A 14,489-nucleotide genomic window follows, 5' to 3' on the forward strand; every position below is an offset into this window, starting at 1 on the left:
TTCTGATAAAATTAAGTTACCAGACAAAATTCAAACAGGAAGAAGTGTCCTTATGTTTAAAGATTATAACATGAATTCATTAATTTTTCCTTTAAATGTAGAAGTAAAACTTCAAAATAATAATATTGCCTTCCACATCCATCATTTAGTTGAAAGTATTCCGGAAGAAGCAATCGAACCATTTCTTCGAAATACGGGTTATCCTGCTTATCATCCACGCATGATGTTAAAAATTATCTTATGTGCCTAAACGCAATCTGCTTTCTCAGGGCATAAAATAGAAGCACTTTTAAAAGACAGTCTTCGTATGATGTGGCTAGCTCAAGGCTATGAACCAAGCTATCGCACCATTAACCGTTTTCGTGTTCATCCTGAAGTAAAAGAAATAATTCGCCAGTGTTTCGTTCAATTTCGCTGCCAGCTGGTACAAGAAAAATTGATGGAACAAGAAGCGATTTTTATTGATGACACAAAGATTGAAGCGAATGCGAATAAATTTACATTCGTTTGGAAGAAATCTATTGAAAAATATTACAACAGTTTAATCGAAAAGTCGAACCAGTTATACGATGAACTTTTTGAAAAAGAAATGATGCCAGAAATCGAGCGCGAAAGTGAAAAAGAATTATCAACAGAAGAACTCGCTCAAGTGGTTCAAAAAGTGGACGAGATTATTTCTGAATATGATCAAAAAATAGACGCATCGTTAGATGTAACAGAACGAAAGACGCTAAGAAGAAAGGAATGAAAGTTTCCAAAACAAGCTCGCAAACAATTGGCTGATTACATCGTACGAAAACAGAAATAGGAGAAGGACTTTGAAATTTTTGGTGTGCGTAATAGTTATTCTAAGACGGATCATGATGCAACGTTTATGCGAATGAAAGATGATTATATGAAAAATGGTCAATCAAAGCCTGGTTATAATATCTAAGTCGCAACAGAAGGTCAGTACGCACTTGCCTATAGTATTTTTAAAAAATCCAACAGATACACGCACATCCATTCCATTTTTAGATGAAATCGAACAACATTATTTCGAATTACCAAAGCATATCGTCGCAGATGCAGGATACGGTAGTGAACAAAATGATGATGATATCCTTTCAAATCGTAAACGGGAACCTCTAATCACTTATAACATGTATGTAAAAGAAAAGAAGAAAAAGTACAAACAAAACAAGTTCCATACATCTAACTGGGATTATGATGAAGAAATGGATGTGTATACTTGTCCACACAAACAACAACTTGTATTTAAATACCGTTCTGTGCGAACAAATCAACTAGGTTTCAAGTGTGAGATTAAAGTTTATGAGTGTGAAAATTGTTCCAGTTGCCCATTTCGTTCATCTTGTACAAAAGCAAAAGAAGGAAATAACCAAAAAATTAATGGTGAATGAAAAATGGGAACAGCAAAAAGAATATGTGAGAGCGAAGCTTTCAGAAGAAAAAACAGGGGCTATTTATCGTCAACGTAAGATTGACGTAGAACCAGTTTTTGGATTATTGAAGGCTAATTTGCGTTTTACTCGATTTTCTGTCTGAGGAAAATCGAAGGCTGAAATTGAAATGGTCCTTGCATTAATGGCCGTAAATATGCGGAAATTCATGGACATTAACTAAAAGATATAAAGATTCATATAAAAAATAGCAAAAAGTGAAATGGAGTGAGCTCAATTTCACTTTTTGCATTGTTTGAAGCTAGTTATGTCCCAGCCTCTTTTTGATTGCTGTCATCTTCGTATAATTGCTGCATCTTATATATTTTTTCTTTCATTTTTAACCGAAGAGAGGTTGGTTTTAATACTTTTACTCGATGTCCTTGGCTTAACAACCACATGATAATACCTTCTCCATACACTTCTACTCTAATAAAAGCAAAGTCTTTTTCTTCCGCTATTACTTCAGCTGTTGGCAACCGATCCAACACCGCCTCGAGTGCCAGTGTGTGGCACTTTAATTCAATCGTCGTTAATTCTCCCGAATACATAAACTGTACTTGTTTTCGAAATCTTCCTTCTTCAAATCGTTCATTATAATTTACTTGAAACTTATCTTTTAATATTTTGTACCTATCAATTCGATCAATACGATAAGGTATTAAATCAGAATCCACTTTCTTGTCATTATAAGCTACAAGATAAAAATAATACTCTGAAAATATTACACCCATTGGTCGAATCGTTCTGTTAACGTTAAATCTTGCGTTCGGTTTATATGTAATCTTTACTTTATTTTTCGACCGTACCGCCGCAGAAAGCTCCCACAAAGTTTTCATTACATCTTTTTTATGCATAAGTTCCGAATAATGATGTAACTCATTATTGATTGTTTCTTTGATTTGTTTTTTGCTTTCCGGCTCACATTGTTGCAATAATTTTCCTATCAATTGATTCATTTCATACCGATTAAATGCGCGACTTTCTAATAACACTTTAGAAATCGCCAAAATCTCCTCATTGGTAAACCAAGAATTATCGTCTTTTTTTAACATGTATCCTTGCTTTTGACGATTATATGCTATTCGGATTGTATCGTGGTAAGCCTCACTTAAATATGTTCGTAAATCACTAATATCTCGTTGAATTGTTTTTTCCACAACACCATATCGGTTTGCTTCTTCAACCTTTGAAATCGTTTCACCTTTGCAAAGTCGATCAAACATCGAAATCATTCGCAAAGATTTTGATAAGTCCTCACTCATTGTAATCACCTTAGCCTTTTTATAGTACTTCCTTATCATACAGTATGGCATGGACACTAAATGTCCTTTTTAAAAATATTTAGGTAAAAATCTACTTTTTTCTTCAAAATGAGAAATCGTTCACGAAATATGGATATTTCCTTCTTAAAAATTTGATATACTATTTATGGAGTATCTTGAGAATACCTACATTTTAACGAGAAAAGGAGACGAATCTTATGGAACAAGTAATCATTATCGGTGGAGGAATTAGCGGATTAACATGTGCCATGTATACAGCGAAAGCTGGTTTAAAAACCCTCGTATTCGATGGAAACCAATCACAAATAACGAAAGTTAAAGAATTACAAAATTACCCTGGATTCGAAAAAATATCAGGTACTGAATTAATTACCCAAATAAAGGAACAAATTAAACCTTTTGGAGCTATTTTATCTGAAGAACAAGTAATAAATGTAGAAAAAAACAGGGACATTTTTACCATTAAAACAAATGAAGGAGAATATCAAGCGAAGTATGTCGTGCTAGCTTCTAACATGGATAAATCTATTCTAGAGTCATTTGATATTTCATCCGATACAAATCCATTTATTCCTTCTGGAAAAATTAAATCCGCTATCGGAATTGGATATGAAGGGGAAACAAAAATCGAGAATTTATACTTAGCCGGGCTTCAAACGATGATTGAAAGCCAAGCGGTAGTGGTTGCTGGCCAAGGAGCTCATGTTGGAATTAAAATTGCTTCTAAAGAATTAGGTAAATCCTACATGTGGCATGATCTTTAAGAAAAAACATCCTCTTTCTCTTTTGAGGATGTTTTTTCTCTGTTTTATCTATAAAAATTTGATATGATAAAGTTTATGATGAACAAATAAAAAGTAGGTGCTACTCACATGATTATATTAAAAGAAATAAATAGCGCATCAATCGAACATTTTAGTCAAACATGGGCAAATCAAGCTCATCGCTTTGAAGATATTTACGCAAAATACACACTCATCCAAGAATTAATAGAAAAAAAAGCACTTGAACAAGCCGATTTATATCGATTATTTGATCCAAATGGTGAACGTCATCCTAGTAGGATTCGACAAATTCAACGGCTAGCAGCCAGTTTAGATTTAATCAATACATATAAAGGGAAAGGGATAGAGGATATTGGCTTTCTTGATTTAATTCCGTGTAAGCAAGTGGAATGGAAAACAATACTTTGTCATTTAGTCAATCCTTCATTCTTCCCAATTTTCAACAAAGACATGTATCGAGCATTTTTATACAATCAGTTTCATTTACGAGATGAACGTTTACTGAAAAAATCCGTTTTAGGTCTCTATGAACATTTCTTTTTACCATATTTTCAAAATCAAAATGCTTCTGGTGTTCTTTCCTTAACGTATCAGATGTCATTGGAAATACTTGGTCGTTTCTTAAAAAGTCCTTATGGAAAAACACTGACAAAAACAGTTTCTTTGTCCTATATTCATTACTTGTTAGAACATCATTTAGATTCACTAGAATCAATGAAACAAGAATACCATAATGATTTTTATTGGAAACGAATAGATAGTTTTCATATTTTCAAACAAAAAGAAGAATTACTTCAACAATCAAGTGTTTTACCAATCATAGAATCTAACGAGAAAGAAATAAATGCCATGTTACAATCTATTGGACAGTATTATGGATGGGATCATCATCAATTGACACAAATTTATGAAATGAATCAATTTATTACAAAACTAGAAACAGATGCATGGTAGCAATCAATGAAAAAAATTCTTTTTTCCTTTAAATTTACTTTTATCGATCATATAAAAACATTCATTATTGCAATTATGGGTGGGTTGTTATTTACTATTTTACAGTTTCCCCTTCCTTTTTTACTTGGTCCACTAACCATCATTGTTTTATTGCGATTTTTGTTTGGCATCTCTTTTATATGGTCTAAGCATTTGCGAGATGCTGGGCTTATTGTCATTGGTTATATTCTTGGTATATCCTTTACGAAACAAACACTCCTTCTGTTAATTGATCAGATTGGTTTTGTGTTATTTGCAACGATTATGACGATTCTTTTTAGTTTGATCGGTGCATATTTTATCGTAAAGCGAACAGATATATCAATTGAATCAGCTTTATTAGGATGTATGCCTGGTGGGTTATCTCAAATGGTTATTCTAGCAGAGGAATATAAAAATGCTAATCTTACCTCTGTCACTATTTTACAAGTTATTCGAGTAATGGCTGTGATTTTTTTAGTACCCTTTATCGTTAGTAGTGATTCTTTTATGCCATCCGTTCCCGCTAAAACAGAAAATATCCATCATTTATATATATATCAATCTCCATGGAACATTTTATTATACGGGATTGTGATTGCTCTTTTTTTATTTATTGCGCTTCGTTTTAAATTAGCTACACCTTATTTATTAGGTCCGATGCTTGCTGGAATATTACTTTCTGTCAGTGGATTTCTTCCACCATCTATTCCAAACACCATTCTATCTGCATCTCAATTAATGATAGGCGCGCATTTAGGACTGATGCTGAATCCAGAAACATTGAAACAAAGTAAGCGCTTAACCGTTTACGCTACTTTGTTTGGTAGTTTACTTGTTTTTTTCACCTTATTTCTTGGAAAACTACTTACTCTCTTTTCTCACTTTACGCTAGCTACCGCTTTCTTAAGCACCGCTCCAGGCGGGATGGCAGAAATGGGGATTACAGCAATTGCTATAGGGGCTGATTCAGCAATCGTTGCAGCGTATCAACTATTTCGACTGCTTTTTATTTTGATTGTTGTTCCTCCTTTTCTTCGATATATTATTAAAAAAACAACATAAAAAGGGATATCGTGATCAAATCGATATCCCTTACTTTGATGCTTCAATTATTCCCCACATTTGCAACTACTACTTGGTTACGTCCATTATTTTTTGCTATATACAATGCTTTGTCTGCACTTTCAATTAAATCATTTAAGCAAAGAATCTCTTCCTCATTTTTTGGAACATAATGAACAATCCCAATACTTACTGTTACAGAAATAGTTTGTTTCGTATCCTCATCTATATACGGCGTTTCAAAAATTGCCTGTCTAATTCTTTCAGCAAGTTGTTTTCCTTGTTCTTCATTCATCTGATACGTCAGAATAATAAACTCCTCTCCTCCAAATCTTGCAACAATATCAGAAGAACGAACTGTCTGCTTTAAAATTTTTGCAATATGTTTTAAGATTTTATCACCGATAATATGTCCATACGTATCATTTACATCTTTAAAATGATCGACATCAAAATCAAGCAACAACATGAGACTTGTTGTATGCGAGCTGTATCTAACATTATTTGCCCTTGTTCCATTAGTGCATAACGATTGTTTAATTGTGTGAGCGAACATGTATGAGATTTTTTCTCTAGTTTATTCACATTGTCCATGATGTTCGAACTCATCTCACTAAATGATTCATACAATTTTTCAAATTCATAAATATTAGATTGTAGTTTTTCTTGATGAATGGGTGCATTAAATTCCCCATTCTCTACTTTTTTCACCATTCCAAACATAGCTTGAATAGGTTGTTCAATCTTTTTAGACATATATACCATAATCCATGAAGATAAAAGAAAACTGATGAATATAGCAATAAAAATAAAGAATAGCTTTCCAAATAGCGGACGTAACACATCAACTATTTGCACTTCTGATACAACTAGCCAATCCATTCCATCAATAAACGAGCTTGTTAAAAAAATAGGTGAATACCACTTTTCAAATGCTAACTGCGGTTTTTGTCCGCTAATGTTAAGAATCAGTTCCAACGTTTCCTCATCTATTTTCTTTTGGTGATTTCCTTCTTGTAATGGTCCACTGATATATTGATAATCACTATTAATAATATATGTATGTTCAAAGGTATTTCCTCTTTGATAGGACATAACTTTAGATAGTTTCTCTGAGGAAATAGTTCCAAATAGAACACCTTTAAATACATTTTCTTTTGACAGAATGGGACTAGCAATGATGATTATTTGTTCTCCTGTTACTCGGCTAGTCGTTATATCAGTAATCGATTGTTCCTTCTTCATGGCCTTTTTAAAATAAGAACGAGTACTAACGAAAATTTGATCTTCTATTCGATTTCCTTGTGTATCTAAGACGACAAATCCATCTGCATTGATCAATACAAGATCATCATAAATATAGTTCGTATTCAGAAATTCATCAAAATAGGAAGCGATTTCTTCTATCTTAAAATTTTGAATAGCATTTAGTTTAGATAGCGATTCTATGTCATGTGTACGTTCTTCTAACCAAAGATCCGCAAAATTTTCCTGCCTATTTAAGGAGTTTACTAATTCAATTCGTTTTTCATGAGTAATTTGATATATTTCAATTGTTGTCATAACGATTATTAATAAAAAAGCTGTAGTAATAGTTAAAAAACTTCCCCAAAACTGCAATTGCTGACGTAACGTTCGATTTTTATTTAGCCAAGTTGTTACTAGTTTCATTTAAACACCTGTTTCCATTTTATCCACTATTAAGGTGATTTTATCATATTTACACAATTTATAGCATAAAAACAATAAAATCTTCCTGTTTAAATAGGCATTCCTAACTGTAAAATAAAAACTTATAATCCATCTAATGTACTCTTTTTCCCTTCTATAAAAGAATAAAACCTTTTTATCATGCTTATTTGACTATAAACTTTCGTCGGATAAGGAAAAGCGATTCTTTCGAAAAGATACACCATTTCAAGGGTAATTACTTGAAAATAAAAAGTGGACAATGAATAATAAGAAGAAGATTATGATTCGTTTCTTGAGAGGAGAATTTGGAATGATTCAACATATTTTTAATAAACAACAGCAATTTTTTTATAGTCAAGAAACAAAAAGTGAAGCTTTTCGGCGCAAACAATTAAAAACATTAAAAAAAGCCATTAAAAAGTACGAAACTTCTATCGAACAAGCTTTATATGAAGATTTACATAAGTCACGATTTGAAGCGTATACAACAGAAATAGGACTACTATATACAGAAATTAATTTTATGATAGATAACCTTTCCAAATGGATGGAAAAACAACCTGTTCCATCCCCGTTCACACATGTAGGAGCGAAAAGTTATCTTATACGAGAACCTTATGGAGTAACATTGATTATTGCCCCTTGGAACTACCCGTTCCAGTTATCCATAGCTCCGCTAATCGGCGCCATTGCTGCTGGTAATTGTGCAGTTCTGAAGCCATCCGAATATGCTCCAAATACTTCCACTGTCATACGAAACATGATGAAGGAATTTTTTGATGAGCAATTTATTGCTGTTATAGAAGGAGGGGTACCTGAAACAACCGCATTATTAAATCTTCCGTTTGATTACATTTTCTTTACAGGAAGTACACAAGTAGGAAAAATTATTATGGAAAAAGCAAGTCAACATTTAACCCCGATTACACTTGAGTTGGGAGGAAAAAGCCCAACAATTGTTGATTCGTCTGCCAATCTTAAATTAGCAGCAAAACGAATTGTATGGGGAAAATTCACGAATGCAGGTCAAACATGTGTAGCTCCAGACTTTATCTATGTTCATAACAAAGTATATAAAAAATTTATCTTCTATTTAAAACAAGAAATAGAGCTTTTTTTTGGAAAACATCCATTACAACATTCATCATACGGAAAAATTATTAATAGAAAACATTTCGATCGTCTACTTCCGTTTTTACAAGATGGCACAACATACGTTGGTGGTAAATATGATCAGTCGACCTTAAAAATAGAACCTACCATTCTATCCGATATTACATGGGAACATTCGATTATGAAAGATGAAATTTTCGGCCCTATTTTACCTGTTTTAACATATGATTGTTTAGAAACAATCATTTCTATCCTGCAGAAAAAGCCAAAACCTCTGGCGCTATATCTATTTACAGAAAAACAAAAAATCGAAGATCTAGTGCTCTCCACCTTATCATTTGGCGGTGGTTGTATAAATGATACACTATATCATCTCGCTAATTCACATCTGCCGTTTGGTGGTGTTGGACCTAGTGGAATTGGTCGATATCATGGAAAATATAGTTTTGACACATTTACACATGAAAAAAGCATACTAAAACAAACCACAAGCTTTGATTTACCTGTTCGCTATCCTTCTAATCTGACATTGTCAATCATAAAAAAACTGATGAAGTAATCTTCATCAGTTTTTTAAATGTTCGATTATTCTTTTTAATTGCTCGGAGTAATATTCTAAAGATAACGCACTCATTTCCCCCGCAAAATACTCATGAATTTGTTCAACATAAAATTGTTTAATCGTTGGAATAAGCTGCTCGAATTTTGTTGCATACGCATCATCAAATAAAGCTTGGTAGTTACTAATAAATAATCGTAACGGCTCCCGCATTTCTTTTTCCATTTCTTCTCGTAATAAAAGATCGCCATTTTTAACAAAAAAATCAGTCGTATCTGAATAACGAGTATAATAATTACGAAACTTTTCCTCGTCTAATCCAGTTAACAACTCTTCTAATACGGGAGGTTCCATTAATGATTTTTCAAATGTATATAAGGATAAATCTTCTGAAAAGAACCGTAATTGATCATTAATTGTTTTGGTGATTTCTTTCATTGTTCGGTTAATATACATGTGAATACGGAAGGATGTTGCTCGCATTTCTTGCATTAAATCGTATTGCAAAAATTGAATCATTTCAATGACACACTTTCTTAAATTGGTTTGAAAAGATATTTCCCTTTTAAATTGTTGTGCACTAAAAATCAGTTTAAATTCGTCATAATAACGATAAAAAATACGTTGTTTCACATAATACATTAATTCATGAATTTCTTCTTTTATCCACTTGCTTTCCATTTTAAACGTTAACGATTCAATAAACAAAGCTGCTTTTTCCTCTTTTTTCATTAATTCTCTTTTCAATATCCCTCTTTTTTCACTATGCTCTAACGACAATGCATACCAATGGGATAGCGTCTGAGAAATTAAATCAATATCTTGTTGAATATTATACAATGCCTCATTTTGCAACTGGCCAATAATAAAAGAAAATAAATCTTTTGAAAGCGTCTGAAATCCAGAATGTTCTTTTTCTCCTTGTTTTTCATAATGACTAGAAACAGGATAAATATTCGATTCTTTTACACCCATCTTTTGTAAATTTTCTTTCAAATGATCAACGACCAGGAGAATTTCATTTTCTTTTTCTGCTAAATCACATGCATTTAAAATAAAAAAGATTTTTTCTTTATCAAATTGTTCTTTTACACGTCCAATTTGCATTAAAAAATCACGGTCAAACCGAGAAAAAGAATGATTATAATACATTACATAAAAAACAGCATCAGACTCTGTTAAAAATTGAAATGCCGTTTCTGTATGGCGTAGATGAATCGAATCTGCCCCAGGCGTATCAACTAAAATAATCCCTTCTCTCGTTAAAGCACAATCATAATAAAGTTTAATTTCCTTAATAAACGCTGCATATTCTTCCTTTTTTACATACATTTCAAATGTATCAATATCGACTACTTTTACTTTTCCAAATTCTTTTTCCGTCTTTTTATAGTGTAAATTAATAACATGTAACCATTCCATTTCTGTTTGATTCAGACAAAGTACCGTCTCTTCCTTTAAAAGCAAAGCATCTAATTCATGCAGATGTTCCAGTTGAACATTTTTTGTTTTTAAGAGTTGATTTAGTTCCAACAATAATTCTTCCTTTGTTTTAAACACTAATTCTACTGTACGATGTAGATGCTGTTCATTCGGCGGGCACACTTTATTAATCGTTGCTGTTGTTGGATTTGGAGAAACTGGTAAAATTTCTTCTCCTAATAAAGCATTCGCAAAAGAAGATTTACCAGAACTAAAGGCTCCAAATAATACAAGCGTGAATAGCTTATTTTCTACGCGCTCTATTTTTTTCTCTAATCGTTTCGCTCTCGTTTCTAATGGAGAAATGTTCTTAATGACACGAGCAGTTTCTTTCGCTTTTTTTAATAACTGATCTTCTTTCACAATCTCTATTGTTTGAAACGGAACGCGAGTAATTCTTTTTGATACTTTGTCAATTGGAATGATTTTTTTCGATACACCTTTGTGTTTTGTTTGATAAAAAAGAGCATCGATGACATCGTCCTGCATACGAATTGGTTCAATGCTCTTCATAATCGTTTTTTCTTTATAAAGCGTAATTTTAGATGCAATTTGTTGTTCTATTTTTTCTAATGCATCATTCACACGCAGTCGTTCATAATAGTCGGTTAACTGCTGTACTAATCTTTTTCGTTCAAAGTTGCTACTAATTGGACTTGATGTTGCCCCTGTTCAATAAATCGATACAAATCATTCCGATATAGTCGTTGGACGTTTCTTGAAATATCCCGACAAAATTGTTGTACATATTGTTCGTTATACAAAGCTGAAGTTTTAAAGGTATCTAGTACAATGGATTCATTTAATTCAACCATAAAATCTTGGATTTTCTCTTTGAAATCTTCAGTTAAAATACGGTATTCTTTAAATTGATTCGTTAAAATTTTCTTTGTAGGAAGCATTAAATAAATAAACGCATTTTCTTTTAACGATTCTAGGAGCAATTCTAATCGACGCTGTCGTTCTTTTGCTGTTTTACGCTTAGAAAAAAATCCTTTCACACGAAAGTCCACTTGATTCGATTCAATAAATTCCCGAACTCTTTCTCTCGTATGATAAGGCATAATATTGGCATACCATAATAACCGATTGATTTGTTCTGTCGTTGTTTTTTCAAATTTTCCTGGTCTTTCTTCATATTCTCGCAAGTGCTTTTCCATTTTTTGAATTCGCTTTCGTAACATTTCTAGAGATTCTCGATATGAAATTTTTGCAGATAATGTTTCGAATTCTTCTTTATATCTGTAAAACAAAAATGATTGATGTTCTTCAATTAATATATACATCGTTTTTGTAATTGTTTCGATTACTGTCTGTTTCCGTTTGTTTAAATAGTGAGAAATATCATTCGTAAATATCTCCCATTCATTTTCTTCTATTTCAAAGTTTTTTAAAGAGAGAAAATAAATTGGCAAATGGTCTAATGTATATCGTTTTAAAAAAGAAGACACGTTTTCTTTATAAAGATGAAACGGCAACTCTGATTTCTGATGTTTATCAATTTGGTTCACTACCAATATCACTTTTTTTCCGAGTGATTCTATTTTTTTTATTTTTTCAACATTTTCTTTCGATTCTACATGTCGATAATCCATCATATAAATGACCACGTCTGCAAAAAATAAAGCATCTAATGCTTTTTGTTGATGACTTTCAATCGTTGAATCTAACCCTGGTGTATCCATTAACACGAACGACTCCGGCAATGGAAAATCCTTCATATGTAAATTAATTTCTTTTATATCATTTTCTTTTGCATACTTGGAAACATCTTCAAAAGATGTTAAATGTTCCACTTGATCATCTTCCCGAATAACCATTACAAAAGAAGCGTTTCCTTTTTGAACGGTAACAATATTGGCACTTGTCGGTATCGGGCTATTCGGGAGAAGTGGTACATCTAAAATTGTATTGATTAACGTAGATTTCCCCGCAGAAAAATGACCACTAAATGCAATACACCATTCAAATTTTTCTAACTTTTGTTGCAACTTTTTTAATTTATCTATCCGTTTACTGTCCATTTGAAATTGACGCTGCAAATATGTTAACCGTTGTTTTAATAACGCTGGATTGGGTATTTGCTGTTCATACCATGTTTTAAAATCAATATTTTCCATGATGTTTCCCCCTATCATACATGAAACTTCGGCTATTTTTCATACTTGTTTCTGTCTTATTATTTACATATTATGTGATTTTCTTCACTAAAAAGAAAAACCATTTCGTTTATTGTTTGTATAATAGAATAGTAACTTATTTTCAATAAATAATAAAAGAAAAAGCTACTAGAATCCATCCTAGTAGCTTAACCAATATAAAAAAAATGAGTAACACACGAGCAATCCGAACTTCCAAATTTTTTGACCACTACTTTTCCATCCAACTTTTTTTGAATACTCTTTGCTAATTCACACTCTGTTTGCTCATTCCCACTATACGTAACATGACGAATAGTGGTCGCATATTGTGTGACGTAATCAATATGCCACCTTTTTACTTTATCTTTTGTCATATGGCGAGTAATTCTTGCTTGAATATTTTTTTTGGCACTTCCAACGTACACATACGTACCTTTTTGAAAAAAGAACGTACCTAATTTACCGACTTGAATCGTTCGTCCTTCTAAAAGTTCCACTTCTAAATGATATAATGTATGATGCTTTGGAATATTCATTATAACTTGCTCCATAGTTGTACGTCCGTCTGATGTAACACGCGACCAATTTTTTCGCCTTGAATGACAAAATGAGCTTGCTCATCTAATACCGTTGGATTCATATTTATAATTCCAACTCTTGCACCATGTTTTTTCGCAATAAGCGGAAGTTGATTAGCAGGCGATACTTCTAAACTAGAACCTAACACTAGAAATAAATCTGCTTGTTCGCTTTCTTTAAATGCTCGATCCCATTGTTGTTCATCTACCATTTCCCCAAATAAAACAATGGAAGGACGTAAAAAACCACCACAATCACATCGGTAATCTTCTCGTGCATATTTTTCGCTATCATACTGTTTCCCACAAGAAGAACAATGAACGTACGATAATGTACCATGTAATTCTACTACACCTTTGGCCATCGCCCTTTGATGATACCCATCAACGTTTTGAGTAATAATCGATTGGATTATTCCTTTCTTTTGCCAATTTGCTAAAATATAATGTCCTTCATGCGGTTCATGGTCCAACACTTGTTGAATTCGTTCATGATAAAAATCTGTAAATAAAGATCGATTACTGTTCATCGCATCAACGGATGATAGCTCCTGTGGATTATACTTTTTCCACAATCCTTCGTTTGAACGAAAGTCACGTAGTCCACTTTCTGTTGACATTCCAGCACCAGTAAATACCACCGTATAGTTTGACTTTAGCAATTCTTCTAAAAGCATTGTACACCCTCCTTTTTATTATTGTATCCTTATACACATTGTACCCGAAAACAAAAAGACCGTACCCTTAAAAAGGATACGGTTTAGAATCGTTATACTTGTTGTGGAAGTGTTCGTTTTGCTAATTCATCATCCATCATAAAGAAAGCGCTGCTATCTTCATTAATTCGACGTAAACGTTGTAAATGCTTATCGAATAAATCCATTTCTTCTACTTGTTCATCGATAAACCATTTTAGAAAACTCATCGTAGCATGTTCACGATCATTCAATGCGATGTCAGATAATTCATAAATTCTCGCTGTTACTTCTTTTTCATGTTGAATAGACACTTCAAACACTTCTACCATGGAAACAAAATCATTTTTAGGTGTCCCAAATCCGGTAATGTTTACTCGCTGTCCAAGTGAAGTAATGAAATCAAAAAACTTCATAGCATGCATGCGCTCTTCTTCTGCTTGAACACGAAAGAAATTGGCAAACCCCGGTAAACTTTTTTCTTCACAATATCCAGCCATCGCAAGGTATACTTGTGCAGAATAAAATTCATAATTTAACTGGTCATTTAACTTTTGTAATAATTTATCACTAATCATCTTTTTCCCTCCATTTATCATTCAAGATAATTCATTATAACCAATGATAATATTTATCATCAAGCAAAAAATAGGAGAAAAGAATGATTTTTTTAAAGAAC

The 14,489-nt window shown here is 32.5% G+C and carries 12 protein-coding genes and 1 pseudogene; 5 read left to right on the forward strand and 8 right to left on the reverse strand.

Annotated elements, in window-relative coordinates; translation table 11 throughout:
* Window positions 1–52: 52 nt before the first annotated feature.
* Window positions 53–1,611 (forward strand): annotated as a pseudogene (locus BN1372_RS15690) (IS1182 family transposase); the annotation flags it as partial.
* Between the two features lie 97 nt (window positions 1,612–1,708).
* Here BN1372_RS15690 and BN1372_RS07090 read toward each other — a convergent pair.
* A complete protein-coding gene (locus tag BN1372_RS07090; protein WP_074018147.1) occupies window positions 1,709–2,707 on the reverse strand; it encodes a helix-turn-helix transcriptional regulator in 999 nt (332 codons plus the stop codon).
* A gap of 218 nt (window positions 2,708–2,925) precedes the next feature.
* Here BN1372_RS07090 and BN1372_RS07095 point away from each other — a divergent pair, with 218 nt between their 5' ends.
* The 3 genes from BN1372_RS07095 (at window position 2,926) to BN1372_RS07105 (ending at window position 5,550) form a co-directional block, all read left to right on the forward strand.
* Window positions 2,926–3,492: an NAD(P)/FAD-dependent oxidoreductase gene (locus BN1372_RS07095; protein ID WP_062198137.1), complete on the forward strand. Its 567-nt coding sequence runs from the start codon at window positions 2,926–2,928 to the stop codon at window positions 3,490–3,492.
* 108 nt (window positions 3,493–3,600) lie between these two features.
* Window positions 3,601–4,467, forward strand: a complete 867-nt coding sequence (locus BN1372_RS07100) for a hypothetical protein (RefSeq protein ID WP_062198138.1) — start codon at window positions 3,601–3,603, stop codon at window positions 4,465–4,467.
* Window positions 4,468–4,473: 6 nt separating this feature from the next.
* Window positions 4,474–5,550 carry an AbrB family transcriptional regulator gene (locus BN1372_RS07105; RefSeq protein ID WP_062198139.1) on the forward strand — a complete coding sequence of 359 codons (1,077 nt, stop codon included), beginning with the start codon at window positions 4,474–4,476 and terminating at the stop codon, window positions 5,548–5,550.
* A 43-nt stretch (window positions 5,551–5,593) separates the two neighbouring features.
* Here BN1372_RS07105 and BN1372_RS07110 read toward each other — a convergent pair whose 3' ends face one another.
* Both BN1372_RS07110 and BN1372_RS07115 read right to left on the reverse strand, forming a co-directional pair.
* Window positions 5,594–6,013 carry a GGDEF domain-containing protein gene (locus BN1372_RS07110; protein ID WP_062198140.1) on the reverse strand — a complete coding sequence of 140 codons (420 nt, stop codon included), beginning with the start codon at window positions 6,011–6,013 and terminating at the stop codon, window positions 5,594–5,596.
* Window positions 5,977–7,221, reverse strand: coding sequence for a PDC sensor domain-containing protein (locus BN1372_RS07115; RefSeq protein ID WP_062198141.1), 1,245 nt, complete (start codon window positions 7,219–7,221; stop codon window positions 5,977–5,979). Before BN1372_RS07115 ends, BN1372_RS07110 begins: the two co-directional genes overlap by 37 nt.
* 331 nt (window positions 7,222–7,552) lie before the next feature.
* Here BN1372_RS07115 and BN1372_RS07120 point away from each other — a divergent pair, with 331 nt between their 5' ends.
* A complete protein-coding gene (locus BN1372_RS07120) occupies window positions 7,553–8,914 on the forward strand; it encodes an aldehyde dehydrogenase (protein WP_062198142.1) in 1,362 nt (453 codons plus the stop codon).
* A gap of 6 nt (window positions 8,915–8,920) precedes the next feature.
* Here the strand turns inward: BN1372_RS07120 and BN1372_RS07125 are convergent, their stop codons facing one another.
* The 5 genes from BN1372_RS07125 to BN1372_RS07145 form a co-directional block, all read right to left on the reverse strand.
* A complete protein-coding gene (locus tag BN1372_RS07125) occupies window positions 8,921–10,981 on the reverse strand; it encodes a dynamin family protein (protein ID WP_062198143.1) in 2,061 nt (686 codons plus the stop codon).
* 35 nt (window positions 10,982–11,016) lie between these two features.
* Window positions 11,017–12,516 carry a dynamin family protein gene (locus BN1372_RS07130; protein WP_062198144.1) on the reverse strand — a complete coding sequence of 500 codons (1,500 nt, stop codon included), beginning with the start codon at window positions 12,514–12,516 and terminating at the stop codon, window positions 11,017–11,019.
* A 188-nt stretch (window positions 12,517–12,704) separates the two neighbouring features.
* Entirely contained in the window at window positions 12,705–13,073 is a 369-nt protein-coding gene (locus BN1372_RS07135; protein WP_062198145.1) for a GIY-YIG nuclease family protein, read from the reverse strand.
* On the reverse strand, window positions 13,073–13,792 hold the full coding sequence (locus BN1372_RS07140; protein WP_062198146.1) for an NAD-dependent deacylase: 720 nt from the start codon (window positions 13,790–13,792) through the stop codon (window positions 13,073–13,075). The genes BN1372_RS07135 and BN1372_RS07140 overlap by 1 nt, the downstream gene beginning before the upstream one ends.
* Window positions 13,793–13,884: 92 nt before the next feature.
* Window positions 13,885–14,388, reverse strand: coding sequence for a ferritin (locus tag BN1372_RS07145; protein WP_062198147.1), 504 nt, complete (start codon window positions 14,386–14,388; stop codon window positions 13,885–13,887).
* Window positions 14,389–14,489: the final 101 nt, after the last annotated feature.

It is taken from the genome of Massilibacterium senegalense (assembly GCF_001375675.1).
Taxonomy (GTDB): domain Bacteria; phylum Bacillota; class Bacilli; order Bacillales; family Massilibacteriaceae; genus Massilibacterium; species Massilibacterium senegalense.

Coding starts and splice junctions, on each gene's coding strand:
- BN1372_RS07090 (WP_074018147.1), bottom strand. CDS start 2,707: ATGAGTGAGGACTTATCAAAATCTTTGCGAATGATTTCGATGTTTGAT.
- BN1372_RS07095 (WP_062198137.1), top strand. CDS start 2,926: ATGGAACAAGTAATCATTATCGGTGGAGGAATTAGCGGATTAACATGT.
- BN1372_RS07100 (WP_062198138.1), top strand. CDS start 3,601: ATGATTATATTAAAAGAAATAAATAGCGCATCAATCGAACATTTTAGT.
- BN1372_RS07105 (WP_062198139.1), top strand. CDS start 4,474: ATGAAAAAAATTCTTTTTTCCTTTAAATTTACTTTTATCGATCATATA.
- BN1372_RS07115 (WP_062198141.1), bottom strand. CDS start 7,221: ATGAAACTAGTAACAACTTGGCTAAATAAAAATCGAACGTTACGTCAG.
- BN1372_RS07120 (WP_062198142.1), top strand. CDS start 7,553: ATGATTCAACATATTTTTAATAAACAACAGCAATTTTTTTATAGTCAA.
- BN1372_RS07130 (WP_062198144.1), bottom strand. CDS start 12,516: ATGGAAAATATTGATTTTAAAACATGGTATGAACAGCAAATACCCAAT.
- BN1372_RS07135 (WP_062198145.1), bottom strand. CDS start 13,073: ATGAATATTCCAAAGCATCATACATTATATCATTTAGAAGTGGAACTT.
- BN1372_RS07140 (WP_062198146.1), bottom strand. CDS start 13,792: ATGCTTTTAGAAGAATTGCTAAAGTCAAACTATACGGTGGTATTTACT.
- BN1372_RS07145 (WP_062198147.1), bottom strand. CDS start 14,388: ATGATTAGTGATAAATTATTACAAAAGTTAAATGACCAGTTAAATTAT.